We start from the raw sequence: 15725 nt of genomic DNA, 5'->3' as shown, positions 1-15725 counted from the left end.
TGGGGGAGATGAGAGAGACGGAACGGGCGGCGCGGGCCAGGGCGGTGATCGACCTGGGGGCGCTGCGGGCGAACGTGCGCGCGCTGCGGGCGAAGGCGCCGGGTGCGGCCTTCATGGCCGTGGTGAAGGCCGACGGCTACGGCCACGGCGCGATTCCGTGTGCCCGCGCGGCGGTCGAGGCCGGTGCGACGTGGGTCGGGACGGCCACACCCGAGGAGGCGCTGGCGATCAAGGCGGACGCCGGGCTGCCGGACGACGTCCGGGTGATGTGCTGGCTGTGGACGCCGGACGGCCCGTGGCGGGAGGCCGTCGAGGCGGGGATCGACGTGTCGGTGAGCGCGGGGTGGGCGCTCGACGCGGTCACCGGCGCCGCCAGGGCTGTCCGCAGGACCGCCCGCGTCCAGCTCAAGGCCGACACCGGACTCGGCCGGGGCGGCAGCCAGCCCGCCGACTGGGCCGACCTCGTGCGGCGAGCGCTCGACGCCGAGCGCGACGGCGTCGTCCGCGTCACCGGACTGTGGTCGCACCTCGCGTGCGCGGACGAACCCGGGCACCCCTCGACGAAGCGGCAACTGGCCCTGTTCCGCGAGATGGTGGCGTATGCCGAGGCGCAGGGCGTCCGCCCCGAGGTGCGGCACATCGCCAACTCGCCCGCGACGCTGACGCTCCCGGAGGCGCACTACGACCTCGTCCGGCCGGGCGTCGCGATGTACGGCCTGTCGCCGAGCCCGGAGCTGGGGTCGCCGGCCGATCTGGGCCTGCGTCCGGTGATGACGCTGGCCACGCCGGTCGCGCTCGTCAAGCGCGTGCCCGGAGGCCACGGCGTCAGCTACGGCCACCACTACCTGACCCCCGGCGAGACGACCCTTGCTCTAGTACCTCTGGGGTACGGGGACGGCGTCCCCCGGCACGCGTCGGGCGCCGGACCCGTCCTGATCGGCGGGAAGTGGCGGACGGCCGCCGGGCGGATCGCGATGGACCAGTTCGTCGTCGACCTCGGGGGTGACGAGGTCGAGGCCGGTGCGGAGGCGGTGCTGTTCGGGCCGGGGGATCGCGGGGAACCGACCGCGGAGGACTGGGCGCAGGCCGCCGGGACCATCGGGTACGAGATCGTCACCCGTATCTCGGCGCGCGTTCCCCGCGTCTATGTGGGTGGGTAGTCCCACAGGGGAACCCACGGTGGAGAGGAGCGGTACGTGAGCGAGAGCGGTGTGGAGGCGGTGGCTGACGCCCTCGTCTCCGCGACGGGGGACGCTGCGGGCAACTGGCGCCGGGCGACCGGCATCGCCGGTGCCGCGATAGGAGTGATCGCGGCGGGCGCGGCGGCCGGTGTCGCCCTGGAGCGGATGACCGTCGGACGTGGCATGCGCAAGAAGGCCCGCCTCGCGCTGGACTCCGCCGGCCCGTACGGCGCGCTGCGCGGCACCCCCGGCAAGGCGTACGCGGACGACGGCACCGAGCTGTACTACGAGGTGGACGACGTCGAGCCCGAGGGCGGCTCGGCCCCCCGGCGCCGGCGCCTGTTCGGCCGTAAGGCACCGGCCCCCGTCACCGTCGTCTTCAGCCACGGCTACTGCCTCACCCAGGACTCCTGGCACTTCCAGCGGGCGGCGCTGCGGGGCGTCGTCCGGACGGTCCACTGGGACCAGCGCAGCCACGGCCGCTCCGGGCACGGCGTCGCGCAGCTCCAGGACGGTGTGCCGGTCAGCATCGACCAGCTCGGGCGGGATCTGAAGGCCGTCGTCGACACGGCCGTCCCCGAGGGACCCGTAGTACTTGTGGGCCACTCCATGGGCGGTATGACGGTGATGGCGCTCGCCGCGCAGTACCCGGAGTTCGTGCGCGAGCGGGTCGTCGCGACGGCCTTCGTGGGGACGTCGTCCGGGCGGCTCGGGGAAGTCAACTACGGGCTGCCCGCCGCCGGGGTCAACGCGGTGCGGCGGGTGCTTCCCGGGGTGCTGAAGGTGCTCGGGCAGCAGGCCACCCTCGTCGAGAAGGGCCGGCGGGCGACGGCCGAGCTGTTCGCCGGGATCATCAAGCGGTACTCGTTCTCCTCGCGGGACGTCGACCCCGCCGTCGCCCGGTTCGCCGAGCGGATGATCGAGGGGACGACCATCGACGTCGTCGCCGAGTTCTACCCGGCGTTCACGGAACACGACAAGACCGAGGCGCTCGTCCACTTCCGGGACATGCCGGTGCTGGTGCTCGCGGGGGTCGGGGATCTCGTGACGCCGAGCGAGCACAGCGAGGCCATCGCCGATCTGCTGCCGGACGCGGAACTCGTGCTCGTCCCCGACGCCGGGCACCTCGTCATGCTGGAGCACCCCGAGGCCGTCACCGACCGGCTCGCCGACCTGCTGGCCCGCGTGGGCGCGTTCCCGGCGGGCGCTACCGTTGGCGGCTATGGAAGCAGCAGCACCGCACAGCCTGGCTGAGCTGACCGTCACCTCCCCCGAGCAGATGCGTGAGCTGGGGTTGAAGCTCGCCTCGCTCCTGCGCGCCGGGGATCTCGTCATGCTCAACGGTGAACTCGGCGCCGGCAAGACGACGCTCACCCGGGGCCTCGGGGAGGGGCTCGGTGTCCGGGGCGCCGTGACGTCCCCGACGTTCGTCATCGCCCGCGTCCACCCCTCCCTCGTGGCCGGGCCGCCCCTCGTCCACGTCGACGCGTACCGCCTCGGCGGCGGGCTCGACGACATGGAGGACCTCGACCTCGACGTCTCCCTCCCCGAGTCCGTCGTCGTCGTGGAGTGGGGCGAGGGGAAGGTGGAGGAGCTGACCGACGACCGCCTCTGGATCGGCATCACCCGCGCCGTCGGCGACACGACGGACGAGGTCCGGCACGTGTCCCTGCGGGGGCTGGGGGCGCGGTGGGGCGGGGTCGATCTGGGGGCTGTGCTGGGCGTGTGAACGTTCCGACGGGGTGTCGGCAAGATGTTGCGGGCGGGGGATCGGGCGTGGTTAGGTTTACCTAACCAGTCCGCTGGAGGTGCCCCATGTCCCCCCTGCCTGTGCCCGTCGTATCGATGAGAGAGCTGCTCGCGGCGTGTGCGGCGGCGGAGGCGGTGTCGCTGCCGCCGAGGGCGCCGGAGGGGGAAGAAGAAGGCGGCGGGATGGTGGAGGAGGCGGCGTAGCCAGCCTCCCAGGGGCGCGGGGAACTGCGCGACCAGCCACAACCGGCCCGCAGTCGCTCTGTGGCCTCTCGCGGCACCTCGCTAGGCGCCTACCGAATCACCATCACCCTGCGACCCACTGTCGCGAAATCCCACATCGCGTTCCCATCAACCCGCGTCTCCCTGATCCCCCCGCTCCGCACCATCGTGTCGGCTTCCGGCAGGGCCCCGCTCACCGCCGCACTGAACCCGATCGCCATCCCGTCCTTCGTCTCCGCGAACCGCACCACGTGCTCGATCCGCGTCCCGTCCGTCGCGGTCACCGCCCCCGCGCGGGACGACACGACGTACAGCCCCGGCTTCGGATCGAGCCCCCCGGGATAGACCCGGAACGTCCGCGTGGCCTTCCCGTTCTCGTCGACCAGCCACACCCGGTCGTCGTCGAGGGAGTAGACGACCCGCTGTCCGGCCCCGGAGTTCACCGGCAGCGCGTCGGGGTGCCGCTTGTCGCGGGGTGCCTTGGAGGAGGTGGCCCGCGTGATCGCGTCCCGGTCCCGCCCGACCTCCGCACTGGCCGACGCCTGCCAGGCCAGCACCCCCACCGTCGTGAGCGCCGCCGCAGTGAGCCCCGCCACGAACCCCGCGCTGCTGCTTGTCACCTGTGTGCACCTCTGCGTCATAACGTCCGGTTTGCGGTGGACGCTAGCACCAGGGGACGTGCCGCACCCCCGCGCGCCGTAGGCTGTTCGCGTGCTCTTGCTCGCTCTGGATACCGCCACCCCTGCCGTCACGGTCGCCCTGCACGACGGCGACCGGGTCGTCGCCGCGTCGAGTCAGGTGGACGCGCGCCGGCACGGCGAACTGCTGCTGCCGACCGTCGACCGTGTGCTCGCCGAGGCGGGGGTGAGACTGGACGCCGTCACGGGGATCGTCGTCGGGACCGGACCGGGGCCGTACACGGGCCTCAGGGTCGGCCTGATGACGGCGGACACGTTCGGGCTCGCGCTGGGCGTCCCGGTGCACGGCGTCTGCACGCTGGACGGCCTGGCGTACGAGGCGGAGGTGGACGGCCCGTTCCTGGTCGCCACGGACGCGCGGCGCAAGGAGGTGTACTGGGCGCGGTACGACGACGCGCGGACGAGGGTGAGTGGTCCGGCGGTCGACCGGCCCGCCGAGGTCGCACAGGACGTCCCCGCGTTCGGCGCGGGCGCGCTGCTGTACGCGGACCACTTCGACGTCGTCCCCGGCCCCGAACACGTCTCCGCCGCCGCCCTCGCCTCGCTGGCCGCCGAGCGGCTCGCGGCGGGCGTCGAGCTGGACGAGCCCCGGCCGTCGTACCTGAGGCGGCCCGACGCACAGGTACCCAAGAACTACAAGGTGGTCACGCCGAAGTGACCGGACCCGTGTTGCGTGAGATGCGTTGGTGGGACATCGATCCCGTGCTGGAGCTGGAGCGCGCGCTGTTCCCCGAGGACGCGTGGTCGCGGGGGATGTTCTGGTCGGAGCTGGCGCACGCGCGGGGGCCGGAGGCCAACCGAAGGTACCTCGTCGCCGTGCGTGAGGCCGATGAGCGCATCGTCGGCTATGCCGGCCTCGCCGCCTCCGGCGACCTCGCCGACGTCCAGACCATCGCCGTCGCCCACGAGCTGTGGGGCTCCGGCCTCGGCGGCCGGCTCCTCGCCGAACTCCTGCGCGCGGCAACGGAGTTCGAGTGCCCCGAGGTCATGCTGGAGTGCCGCATCGACAACATCCGCGCCCAGAAGCTGTACGAGCGCTACGGCTTCGAGCCGATCGGCTTCCGGCGCGGCTACTACCAGCCGGGGAACGTGGACGCGCTGGTGATGCGCCGCACCGACCCCGCCACATCCGCAACTCCCGTACGAGGAACCGAGAACGATGGCTGACGAACCCCTGGTCCTGGGGATCGAGACCTCCTGCGACGAGACCGGTGTCGGCATCGTCCGGGGCACCACCCTGCTGGCCGACGCGGTCGCCTCGTCCGTCGACGAACACGCCCGCTTCGGCGGCGTCGTCCCCGAAGTCGCCTCCCGCGCCCACCTGGAGGCGATGGTCCCGACGATCCAGCGCGCCCTGAAGGACGCGGGCGTCTCGGCGAAGGACCTGGACGGCATCGCCGTCACCGCCGGTCCGGGCCTCGCGGGCGCCCTGCTGGTCGGCGTCTCGGCGGCGAAGGCGTACGCGTACGCACTCGGCAAACCTCTTTACGGCGTGAACCACCTGGCGTCGCACATCTGCGTCGACCAGCTCGAACACGGCCCGCTCCCCGAGCCGACGATGGCGCTCCTCGTCTCCGGCGGCCACTCCTCGCTGCTGCTCTCCAGCGACATCACCTCCGACGTCCGGCCGATGGGCGCGACGATCGACGACGCGGCCGGCGAGGCGTTCGACAAGATCGCGCGCGTGCTGAACCTGGGCTTCCCCGGGGGGCCGGTCATCGACCGGTACGCGCGTGAAGGCGACCCCAACGCCATTGCCTTCCCACGGGGGTTGACCGGTTCGCGGGATCCCGCGTACGACTTCTCCTTCTCCGGGCTGAAGACGGCCGTGGCCCGCTGGATCGAGGCGAAGCGGGCGGCGGGGGAGGAGGTGCCGGTGCGCGACGTGTCGGCGTCCTTCCAGGAGGCGGTCGTCGACGTGCTGACCCGCAAGGCGGTGCGGGCGTGCCGGGACGAGGGCGTCGACCACCTGATGATCGGGGGCGGGGTCGCCGCCAACTCCCGGCTGCGGGCGCTGGCTCAGGAGCGGTGCGAGGCCGCCGGGATCCGACTGCGGGTGCCTCGGCCGAAGTTGTGCACCGACAACGGGGCGATGGTGGCGGCGCTGGGGGCGGAGATGGTGGCGCGGAACCGGGCGCCTTCGGACTGGGATCTGTCGGCGGACTCGTCGTTGCCTGTGACGGATCCGCACGTCCCCGGACACAGCCATGATCACGTGCACGAGGTCAGCAAGGACAACTTGTACTCATGACAGTCGCGTTGATGTGGGAGGCCAAGGCGGCGGCGGGCCGGGGCGAGGAACTCCTCGCCTGGGCCCGCCGCCAGCCCCTCGCGGCGTCTCCCCTCCGTCGGGAGACGTTCCGCGCCCCCCAGGGCCGGGTGCTGGTCATCACGTGGTGGGACGCCGAGTCGGACGCGTCGCTGCCGGAACTCCCCGAGCCCGACGGTGACTTGGTCAGCCGCGCGGTGCACCGGTGGCGGTTCGAGAGCGCCGACGACCTCTAAAAGGGGTTACTCCTCGGTGACTTCGCACAGCAGCCGCCGATCCACCCCCAACTCCCGCACCTCACCGGTCAGTTCGACCTGGGCCGTGTACCGGATGTCCGCACTGGACGCCCCCAGCCGCAGCTCCAGCACCCCCGGTTCGACGATCCGCCGCCCACCCCGGTCCGTGAACGCCGACAGATCCGCGTGGAACCCGAACGTCACCCGCCGAGCCTCCCCCGGCGCCAACTCCAGCCGCCGGTACCCGATCAGCCGGACGTCCGGCCGGGTCACCGCGGCCACCGGGTCGTGCAGATACAGCTGGACGACCTCGGCCCCGGCCACGTCCCCGGTGTTGCGGACGGTCACGCTCACGTCGTAGGAACCGTCGGTGTCGAGTGCCACCGAGGCGGTGTCCTGTCCTTCCCACGTGAACTCCGTGTACGACCGTCCATGTCCGAACGGATAGAGCGGAGTCGGGTCGAGGTTGCTCACCTCGCCCTTGAGGCCCAGTGGCGGCTGGAGGTACGTCCAGGGCTGCCCGCCCGGCGTACGCGGCACGCTCACCGGAAGCCGCCCGGACGGGTTGACCCGGCCCGACAGGACCCCGGCGACCGCCGGCCCCCCTTCCTCGCCGGGGAAGAACGCCTCGACGACCGCCCCGAGCCGCCCGTGCCAACGCCCCAGCGCGTAGGGCCGCCCGGCGAGCATCACGAGCACGACGGGCACCCCGGTCGCGACCAGCGCGTCCAGCAACTCGGCCTGGACGCCCGGGAGTCGGAGGTCCTCGGCGTCGCAGCCCTCGCCGGAGGTGCCGCGCCCGAAGAGCCCGGCCCGGTCACCGAGCACGGCGACGCAGACGTCCGCCTCGGAGGCGCGCGCGACGGCCTCGTCGAACCCGCCCGTGTCCGGGGTGTCGACCCCGCAGCCCTCGGCGAACGTCACCTTGGCGTCCGGGAGTTCGGCGCGCAGCGACTCCAGGACGGTCGGGATCTCGATGCCGTCGGCGACGCCGGGGTGGTGCGGCAGGACGTGGGAGGGGAAGGAGTAGCAGCCGAGCATGGCGAGCGTCTCGGCGGCACGCGGGCCGACGACCGCGATCCGGATGTCGGGGTCCAGCGGCAGGACGCCGTCCGGGTTGTCGAGCAACACGACCGATTCCTCGGCGAGTTGCCGGGCCACCGCGCGGTTCTGCGCGGAGTCCAGCTCGACGGGTTCGGCGTGCGTCGGCGTCCAGTCCTCGTCGAGGAGGCCCAGTTCGCACTTCTGGAGGAGGACGCGGCGGACAGCGTTGTCCACCAACTCCTCCGGAACAGCGCCGTCCTGAACGGCCGTCAGGAGAGGCTTGCCGTAACACTTGACGGTCGGGAGCTCGACGTCGATACCGGCGGCGAGCGCCGCGTGGGCCGCCTGGGCGGGGGTGCCGGCGACCCGGTGCAGGGTCTCCAGGAAGCCGATCGCGAAGTAGTCCGAGACGATCGTGCCGGTGAACCCCCAGGTCTCGCGCAGGAGTTGGGTGAGCAGCTCGGGGTCGGCCGAGGCGGGGACGCCGTCGCGCTCGGTGTAGGACGGCATGACCGAGCGGGCGCCGCCCTCGCGGATCGCCATCTCGAAGGGCGGCAGGGTGACGTCCGCGAACTCGCGGGTGCCCGCGCGCACGGGCGCCAGGTTGCGGGCGCCCGCAGAGGACGCGTACCCGGCGAAGTGCTTGAGCGTGGCGATCACCCCGGCCGACTCCAGGCCCCGCACATAGGCCGCGCCGACCGTGCCGACCAGGTACGGGTCCTCGCCGATCGTCTCCTCGACGCGCCCCCAGCGGGCGTCGCGCACGACGTCCAGGACGGGGGCGAGGCCCTGGTGGACGCCGACCGAGCGCAGGTCGTGGCCGATGCGGGCGGCCATCCTCTCGACGAGGTCCGGGTCGAAGGAGGCGCCCCAGGAGAGCGGGACGGGGTAGGCGGTGGCCTGCCAGGCGGTGAACCCGGCGAGGCACTCCTCGTGGGCGAGCGCGGGAATGCCGAAGCGGTTCGCGGCGACCAGTCGGCGCTGGGCCTCGGCGAGGGCGCGAGCACCGGCCGTCGGGTCGACCGGGGCGGTGCCGAAGGGTCGGGTGAGCTGTCCGAGACCGTGCGAGACGAGTTCGTCCCAGTCGTAGTCGGCGGTCATGTCGGACTGGTGCGGGGCGACCCCGCCGTCCTCCGTGTCGGCGCCCACCCAGACGCCGTACAGCTGGGCGGTCTTCTCCTGGAGCGTCATCCGGGAGATCAGGTCGTCGACTCGGGCGGCGGCGGGCAGGGAGGGGTCGCGCCAGGGGGCGCGCTCGGGGGCGGTGGTCATGAAACTCCTGTCAGAGGTCGGTGAGCCACCAGAGGGACCTGGGTTGTCGTGCGGCGTCCTCGTACACGCTGGCGAATGTTTCGGACGATACTTCGAATGTTCCGGGAACCTATGGCGCCTCACGGGGTTCGTCAAGAGGGCATGCGGGGATACGATCGCCGCCATGACACCCTCGGACCCCGCTGAAACGCGGCCACAGACCGCGACGCTCGCGGAGATCGCCCGCGAAGCCGGCGTCTCCGCGCCGACTGTTTCGAAGGTCCTCAACGGCCGGGCCGACGTCGCCCCCGGCACCCGGACCCGAGTCGAGGACCTGCTGCGCGCCCACGGCTACCGGCGCAGGCGGGCCGAGGCGACCCGCTCCCCCCTCATCGACCTGGTCTTCCACGAGCTGGAGAGCGCCTGGGCGCTGGAAGTCATCCGGGGGGTGGAGAACGTCGCGCGCGACGCCGGCCTCAGCGTCGTCCTCAGCGAGAGCGCGGGCCGGCTCACCCCCGGCCGGACCTGGGCCGACCAGGTCGCGGCCCGCCGTCCGCACGGCGTGATCCTCGTCCTGTCCGGCCTCGACGAGTCCCAGAGAGCCCTGCTGACCAGCCGTTCCGTGCCGTTCGTCGTCATGGACCCGGCGGGCGACCCGGGCGCGGACGTCCCCTCCATCGGCGCCACCAACTGGCAGGGCGGCCTCGCCGCCACCCGGCACCTCGTCGAACTCGGCCACCGCAGGATCGGCTCGATCACCGGCCCGCCGCACATGATGTGCAGCCGCGCGCGGATCGACGGGTACCGCGCGGCGCTGGAGACGGCCGGGCTGCCGGTCGAGCCCGACCTGATCCGCACCGGCGACTTCCACCACGAGACCGGGTACCGCATCGGCCGCGAGCTGCTCGCCCGCCCCGACCGGCCCACCGCCGTCTTCGCCGGCAACGACCTCCAGGCGCTCGGCCTCTACGAGGCGGCGCGCGAACTGGGGCTGCGCATCCCCGAGGACCTCAGCGTCGTCGGCTTCGACGATCTGCCGGTCGCCCGCTGGGTCGGGCCGCCCCTGACGACCGTCCGCCAGCCGCTCACCGAGATGGCCGAGGCGGCGGCGCGGCTCGTGCTGGAGCTCGGGCGCTCCGACACGGGGACGGCGGAGGGGCCGGCGGCGACGCGGGTGGAGCTGGCGACGAGTCTGGTGGTGCGGTCGAGCACGGGGGTGCCGCCGCTGGCCGGAAATTGATGTATTGACGTATATGGCGGGTGCTCGCACACTCCCCGAAGTCAATCGGTTGCACAGCCGAAACTTTCGGAGGCACCCGCAATGAGACCCTCCTCCCGCTCACGCCTGTCCGCCCTGCTCACCGGGGCGGTCACCGTCGGCGCCCTGCTCACCGCCACGGCCGGCCCCGCCCAGGCCGCCGACACCCCCTTGCGTGACCTCGGCGCCGCGAAGGGCAAGGTCGTCGGCACGGCGGTGACCGGCTCCAAGCTCAACGGCACCTACGGCGACCTCGCCGCCGCGCAGTTCTCCTCACTGACCCCCGGCAACGCCATGAAGTGGGGCTCGGTCGAACCGTCCCGGGGCACCTTCGACTGGTCCGAGGCCGACCAGATCGTCGACTTCGCCCGGGCCCACAACCAGCAGGTGCGCGGCCACACCCTCGTCTGGCACAACCAGAACCCCGGCTGGCTCACCAACGGCACCTGGACACCCGCCGAGTTGAGCAGCCTGCTCCAGAACCACATCAACACCGAGGTCGGCCGCTACAAGGGCCGGATCACCGCCTGGGACGTCGTCAACGAAGCGTTCAACGAGGACGGCACCTACCGGCCGACGCTCTGGTACAACGGCCTCGGCGCCGACTACATCGCCAACGCCCTGACCTGGGCACGGGCCGCCGACCCGGACGCGAAGCTGTACATCAACGACTACAACGGCGAGGGCGTCAACGCGAAGTCCAATGCCCTGTACAACCTGGTCAGTTCACTGAAGCAGCGGGGCGTGCCGATCGACGGGGTCGGTCTCCAGGCCCACTTGATCCTCGGTCAGGTCCCGTCCACGTTCCAGCAGAACATCCAGCGCTTCGCCGACCTCGGCCTCGACGTCGCGATCACCGAGCTGGACATCCGTATGAACCTCCCTTCCGACGCGGGCAAGTTGGCCCAGCAGAAGGCCGACTGCAAGGCGGTGACGGCCGCTTGTGTCGCCGTCGCGCGGTGCGTGAACCTCACGGTGTGGGGGTTCACCGACTCCGACTCCTGGGTCGAGTCGACGTTCCCGGGCCAGGGCGCGGCGACGCCGTACGACGCCAACTTCCAGCCCAAGCCCGCCTATTACTGGATCGCCGAGGCGCTCGGCGGGACGACGACCCCGCCGACGGGAGCGTGCCGGGCGACGTACGGCGTCACCAGTCAGTGGAACACCGGGTTCACCGGGAACGTCGTCATCTCCTGCTCGGGCGCGGCCCTGTCGTCGTGGCGGGCGACCTGGACGTTCGGGGCGGGGCAGACGGTGACGCAGGCGTGGAACGCGACGTGCACGCAGACGGGGGCGGCCGTGTCGTGCGCGAACGCGTCGTACAACGGGACGGTGCCGGACGGGGGTTCGGTGTCGTTCGGGTTCAACGGGGCGTGGAGCGGGAGCAATCCGGCACCGGCGGTGACGGTGTCGTGAGATTTTCCGGCGTGAGATTTTCCGAAGAAATCGACCCCGGGTGGCCTCTCCTTACAGGACGTTGACATTCCGGACTTATGTTCGGTGTGTGACGCGAAAAGAGGAGCAGGGCGGCGACAGCAGACAGGCGGACCGGCGGCCTCGCAAGGTGGTGAGGGTCGTCGGTCTCGTCCTCGCCGGGGTCCTGACGCTCGGCGTGGCCGCCGGCGGCTGGGTGTACTGGCATCTCGACTCCAACATCAAGAGCGTGGACATCGACCAGGCGCTCGGCGACGACCGTCCGGCCCGTGCGATGGTCACCCCGTCGCCGTCCGCCTCACCCCTCCCCACCGGCTCCCTCAACCTCCTCGTCCTCGGCTCCGACTCGCGAACCGGCAAGGAGAACAAGGCACTCGGCGGTGGCCCCGAGGGCGGCGCGCGCTCCGACACGGCGATGGTCGTCCACCTCGACGCGGGCCGCACCGCCGCGACGGTCGTCAGCATCCCCCGCGACACCCTCGTCACCCGCCCGTCCTGCCCCCGCGACTCGGGCGGGACCACCCGGGTCGCCCAGGGGGTCATGTTCAACACCGCGTACGAGATCGGCGGGCCCGTCTGCGCCGTCAAGACCGTCGAGCGGCTGACCGGCGTGCGCATGGACCACTACATCGAGGTCGACTTCGCGGGCTTCGCGAAACTCGTCGACGCGCTCGGGGGCGTCACCGTCACCACCGAGAAGGACATCGACGACACCTACAGCCACCTCCGACTCGCCGCCGGTACCCACCACTTGAACGGCAGGACGGCCCTCGCGCTGGCCCGCACCCGGCACGGCATAGGCGACGGCAGCGACTTGGGCCGCATCGGACTCCAACAGACCCTGGTGAAGGCGCTGTTGGCCCAGATGTCGGACCTGAACCTGCTGAGCAGCCCGGCGAAGCTGTACGAGGTCGCCGACGCGGTCACCGGCAGCCTGACCACGGACACGGGGCTGAGTTCCCTCCACGACCTGATGACGCTGGGGCAGAGCGTCCGGGGCCTGTCGGCGGCCGGCCTGACGACGGTGATGATGCCGGTGGTGGAGGCGCCGTCCGATCCGAACCGGGTGATCGCGCAGGAGCCGCAGGCGGGGGAGCTGTGGGACTCCCTGAAGTAGCCGGAACATTTTTCTCGGGTTTCTTCGGCGAGCCTGTCGATCCGGGCGGACCTCGTTCGACGTACGTGTGAGAGGCGGGGAACAGCCCCGCTCACATCTCGTACACGAGGAGTCACCATGCCGCGTTACCTGTCGCTCGTGAAGATCGACGAAGCGTCCGCGCCCGCCGAGGGGCCGAGCGAGGAACTGATGCAGCGGATGGGCGAGCTGATCGAGGAGATCACCAAGGCGGGCGTCATGCTCGACACGGCCGGCCTGACGCCGACCGCGCAGGGGACCCGCGTCCACTGGGAGGGCGGGAAGATCTCCGTCACCGACGGGCCGTTCACCGAGGCCAAGGAGGTCGTCGGCGGCTACGCGATCATGCAGTGCAAGGACAAGGCGGAGGCCCTGCACTGGACCGAGCGGTTCCTGCGGGTGCACGAGGAGCACTGGACGGTGACCTGCGAGCTGCGTGAGATCGCGGAGGGCTGACACCGGGCGGATGTCAGTGCCGGGGTGTTCGATGGTGAGCTGTGGAACAGCTCACCATGGACCCCCGCAAGACCGTCGAGACCGTTTTCCGGATCGAGTCCCCGCGGATCATCGCGACCGTCACCCGCGTGGTCCGGGACGTCGGGATCGCCGAGGAACTGGCCCAGGACGCCCTCGTCGCCGCGCTGGAGCAGTGGCCGCGCGACGGCGTCCCCGACAACCCGGGCGCCTGGCTGACCGCCACGGCCAGGCGCCGGGCCGTGGACCTGATCCGCCGCCGCGAGGTCTACGCCCGCAAGCTCGCCGAGATCGGCCGCAACCTGGAGGAGACGGCCCCGCCCCCGCCGGACGACCCCGACGACTTCGACGACGACGTCCTGAGGCTCGTCTTCATGACGTGCCACCCCGTCCTGACCCCGGACGCCCGCACCGCCCTCACCCTGCGCCTCCTCGGCGGCCTCACGACAGCCGAGATCGCGCGGGCGTACCTCGTCCCGGAACCGACCGTCGCCCAGCGCATCGTCCGCGCGAAACGCGCCCTCGCCGCGGCGAACGTCGCCTTCGAAGTCCCCTACGGCCAGGATCGAGAGGCCCGCCTCGGACCCGTCCTCGACGTCATCTACCTGATTTTCAACGAGGGTTACGCCGCGACGGCCGGTGACGACTGGCTGCGCCCCGCCCTCTGCGAGGACGCCCTGCGCCTGGCCCGGCAACTCACCGCCCTCATGCCGAAGGAACCCGAAGTCCACGCCCTGGCCTCCCTGTTGGAGTTCCAGGCGTCCCGCATCCCCACCCGCACCGCCCCCGACGGCACCCCCGTCCTCCTGCGCGACCAGAACCGCCGCCGCTGGAACCGCCTCCTCATCGGCCGAGGCGTCCACGCCCTCTCCCGAGCCCGGGCCACCACGACCGGCACCCCCGGCCGCTACACCCTCCAGGCGACGATCGCCGCGTGCCACGCCCACGCGTACACGTACGACGAGACCGACTGGCCCTCGATCGCCGTCCTGTACGGCCTCCTCGCCGCCCGATTCCCGTCCCCTGTCGTCGAGTTGAACCGCGCGGTGGCCGTCTCGATGACGGAGGGCCCGGCGGCGGCCCTGTCACTGGTCGACACCCTCGCCGCCGAACCCGCCCTGAAGGACTACCACTTGCTGCCCAGCGTCCGAGGGGACCTGCTGGAGCGGCTGGGCCGTACGGAGGAGGCGCGCACCGAGTTCGCGCGGGCGGCGGAGCTGGCGGGGAACGGGCGGGAGCGGGAGCTGCTGCGGAGACGGGCGGAGACGCCGTAGCTCCGGCTGCCTACGAAGCCGCCCGCCCCACCAGCATCACCGGCGCCCCCGCCGCCCGCGTGAGGAACACGATCGCCGAATTCGGCCCCTGGAGCTTGACCTTCTTGCGCAGTTCCTCCGGCTCCACGGCCGACCCCCGCTTCTTCACGGTGAGCACCCCCACCTCCCGCTCCCGCAGCAGTGCCCTCAACTTCTTGACGTTGAAGGGGAGTTGGTCGGTGATCTCGTAGGCCGTGGCGTACGGGGTCGGACGGAGTTCGTCCGAGGTGACGTACGCGATCGTCTCGTCGATGAGTCCCCCGCCCGCGAGGCCCTGGGCGACGTCGGCGACGAGGTGTGCGCGGATGACGGCGCCGTCCGGCTCGTACAAGTACCGTCCCAGGGGCCGGACTTCGGGGTTCGGGAGCCCCGCGCCCAGCAGGCTCTCCCCGCCCGGCAGCAGCGTCGCCCGTACCGCCCCCGGCGCCGTCCCGAACCACACCACCGCCTCCTTGACGTCTCCGCCGTCGGAGATCCACTCCGCCTCGGCGTCGCCGGGGATCGCCTCGTGCGGCACGCCGGGGGCGATCTTCAGGGCGGCCAGCGGAGCCTTGCGGGCCGCGCCGATCGCCCAGGACAGGGGCGGGGAGTACGCCTCGGGGTCGAAGATCCGGCCGCGCCCGCCACGCCGGGCGGGGTCGACGAACACCGCGTCGTACGAGGACGTGTCGACGTCGGCGACGTCCGCCTCCCGGACGTCGATGAGGTCGGCGAGGCCGAGCGCCTCGGCGTTGGCCCGCGCGACGGCGGCGGTCGCCGGGTCCCGGTCCACCGCGAGCACCCTGATCCCGGCCCGCGCCAGCGCGATCGCGTCGCCGCCGATGCCGCAGCACAGGTCGGCGAGGCTGGTGACACCCAGCTCCTTGAACCGCCGGGCCCGGTACGAGGCGACGCTCGCCCGCGTCGACTGCTCGACCCCGTTCGGCGTGAAGAACATCCGCCCGGCGTCCGTCTCCCCGAACTTCACCACCGCCCGCGCCCGCAGCCGAGCCTGCCCGAGCGCGGCCGACACCAGCTCGGCGGGGTACTCCTTGCGGAGCCGGGTGGCGACCGCCAGTTCATCGCCGGGCTGCGTACCGCGCACCGCTTCGAGGAGCGCGCGGCCCTGGGGGGTGAGGAGGGGGGTCAGGTCGTTCACGGGGTCATTGTCTCCGGGGGTGGCTCTCAGGGGGTACGGGAGGTAGGGGGGCGGGAGGTAGGGGGGTGCGGGAGGTGCGGGAGGTACAGGGGTACGCCACCCGATGGATCGTCGCGCCCTCGCCGAGGTGTCGGCGCCGCTCGGTCCCCCTCGGCTGTGAAGATCCCCGACCATGGGACCAGTGCGACAAGATGACAAAAGCAGGCTGACGGGGCCGGCAAGGCCGACCGGCGTCCGGATCGGGGTCGCTGTACTCGCGGTCGCCGCGCTCGCCTCGGGGTGCGCGCAGGGGGAGCGGGCGACGGGGGCGACCCGGCCCGCGG

15 protein-coding genes are annotated in these 15725 nt (G+C 72.2%); 12 read left to right on the top strand and 3 right to left on the bottom strand.

Annotation, left to right across the window (positions count from 1 at the left end):
- Positions 1-8: 8 nt before the first annotated feature.
- From alr to tsaE, 3 genes are read left to right on the top strand one after another with little or no spacing between them, the layout of a single operon-like run.
- A complete protein-coding gene (alr, locus tag ACVNF4_RS09295; RefSeq protein ID WP_461802219.1) occupies positions 9-1160 on the top strand; it encodes an alanine racemase in 1152 nt (383 codons plus the stop codon).
- A 36-nt stretch (positions 1161-1196) separates the two neighbouring features.
- On the top strand, positions 1197-2435 hold the full coding sequence (locus ACVNF4_RS09290) for an alpha/beta fold hydrolase (protein ID WP_461802218.1): 1239 nt from the start codon (positions 1197-1199) through the stop codon (positions 2433-2435).
- Positions 2404-2910 (top strand): tRNA (adenosine(37)-N6)-threonylcarbamoyltransferase complex ATPase subunit type 1 TsaE, encoded by a 507-nt coding sequence (gene tsaE, locus ACVNF4_RS09285; protein ID WP_461802217.1) that lies wholly within the window; start codon positions 2404-2406, stop codon positions 2908-2910. Before ACVNF4_RS09290 ends, tsaE begins: the two co-directional genes overlap by 32 nt.
- Before the next feature lie 313 nt (positions 2911-3223).
- On the opposite strand, the gene ACVNF4_RS09280 is transcribed toward tsaE, so the two are convergent.
- Positions 3224-3772 carry a hypothetical protein gene (locus ACVNF4_RS09280; RefSeq protein ID WP_461802216.1) on the bottom strand — a complete coding sequence of 183 codons (549 nt, stop codon included), beginning with the start codon at positions 3770-3772 and terminating at the stop codon, positions 3224-3226.
- Positions 3773-3863: 91 nt separating this feature from the next.
- Between ACVNF4_RS09280 and tsaB the strand changes: the two genes are divergently transcribed.
- The 4 genes from tsaB to ACVNF4_RS09260 are packed head-to-tail and all read left to right on the top strand — an operon-like array spanning position 3864 to position 6355.
- Positions 3864-4508, top strand: coding sequence for a tRNA (adenosine(37)-N6)-threonylcarbamoyltransferase complex dimerization subunit type 1 TsaB (gene tsaB, locus ACVNF4_RS09275; protein ID WP_461802215.1), 645 nt, complete (start codon positions 3864-3866; stop codon positions 4506-4508).
- 20 nt (positions 4509-4528) lie between these two features.
- Positions 4529-5017 carry a ribosomal protein S18-alanine N-acetyltransferase gene (rimI, locus tag ACVNF4_RS09270; protein WP_461802233.1) on the top strand — a complete coding sequence of 163 codons (489 nt, stop codon included), beginning with the start codon at positions 4529-4531 and terminating at the stop codon, positions 5015-5017.
- Entirely contained in the window at positions 5010-6101 is a 1092-nt protein-coding gene (gene tsaD / locus ACVNF4_RS09265) for a tRNA (adenosine(37)-N6)-threonylcarbamoyltransferase complex transferase subunit TsaD (RefSeq protein ID WP_461802214.1), read from the top strand. The genes rimI and tsaD overlap by 8 nt, the downstream gene beginning before the upstream one ends.
- Positions 6098-6355, top strand: a complete 258-nt coding sequence (locus ACVNF4_RS09260) for a hypothetical protein (protein WP_461802213.1) — start codon at positions 6098-6100, stop codon at positions 6353-6355. The genes tsaD and ACVNF4_RS09260 overlap by 4 nt, the downstream gene beginning before the upstream one ends.
- Positions 6356-6361: 6 nt before the next feature.
- Here the strand turns inward: ACVNF4_RS09260 and ACVNF4_RS09255 are convergent, their stop codons facing one another.
- Entirely contained in the window at positions 6362-8671 is a 2310-nt protein-coding gene (locus ACVNF4_RS09255; protein ID WP_461802212.1) for a beta-xylosidase/alpha-l-arabinosidase, read from the bottom strand.
- 163 nt (positions 8672-8834) lie between these two features.
- On the opposite strand from ACVNF4_RS09255, the gene ACVNF4_RS09250 reads away from it, so the two are divergent.
- The 5 genes from ACVNF4_RS09250 to ACVNF4_RS09230 all read left to right on the top strand — a co-directional run bounded on the left by ACVNF4_RS09250 (position 8835) and on the right by ACVNF4_RS09230 (position 14225).
- Positions 8835-9890 carry a LacI family DNA-binding transcriptional regulator gene (locus ACVNF4_RS09250; protein WP_461802211.1) on the top strand — a complete coding sequence of 352 codons (1056 nt, stop codon included), beginning with the start codon at positions 8835-8837 and terminating at the stop codon, positions 9888-9890.
- A gap of 81 nt (positions 9891-9971) precedes the next feature.
- Positions 9972-11324: an endo-1,4-beta-xylanase gene (locus ACVNF4_RS09245; RefSeq protein ID WP_461802210.1), complete on the top strand. Its 1353-nt coding sequence runs from the start codon at positions 9972-9974 to the stop codon at positions 11322-11324.
- A gap of 88 nt (positions 11325-11412) precedes the next feature.
- Positions 11413-12459, top strand: coding sequence for an LCP family protein (locus tag ACVNF4_RS09240; protein WP_461802209.1), 1047 nt, complete (start codon positions 11413-11415; stop codon positions 12457-12459).
- Positions 12460-12576: 117 nt separating this feature from the next.
- Entirely contained in the window at positions 12577-12933 is a 357-nt protein-coding gene (locus ACVNF4_RS09235; protein ID WP_461802208.1) for a YciI family protein, read from the top strand.
- A 56-nt stretch (positions 12934-12989) separates the two neighbouring features.
- The gene (locus ACVNF4_RS09230) at positions 12990-14225 is read left to right on the top strand and encodes an RNA polymerase sigma factor (RefSeq protein ID WP_461802232.1); all 1236 of its coding nucleotides are present in this window, start codon (positions 12990-12992) and stop codon (positions 14223-14225) included.
- A 10-nt stretch (positions 14226-14235) separates the two neighbouring features.
- On the opposite strand, the gene ACVNF4_RS09225 is transcribed toward ACVNF4_RS09230, so the two are convergent.
- Positions 14236-15402 carry a THUMP-like domain-containing protein gene (locus ACVNF4_RS09225; protein WP_461802207.1) on the bottom strand — a complete coding sequence of 389 codons (1167 nt, stop codon included), beginning with the start codon at positions 15400-15402 and terminating at the stop codon, positions 14236-14238.
- Positions 15403-15725: the final 323 nt, after the last annotated feature.

The organism is Streptomyces sp. S6, assembly GCF_054880855.1.
This window is presented reverse-complemented; position numbering and strand designations above follow the sequence as displayed.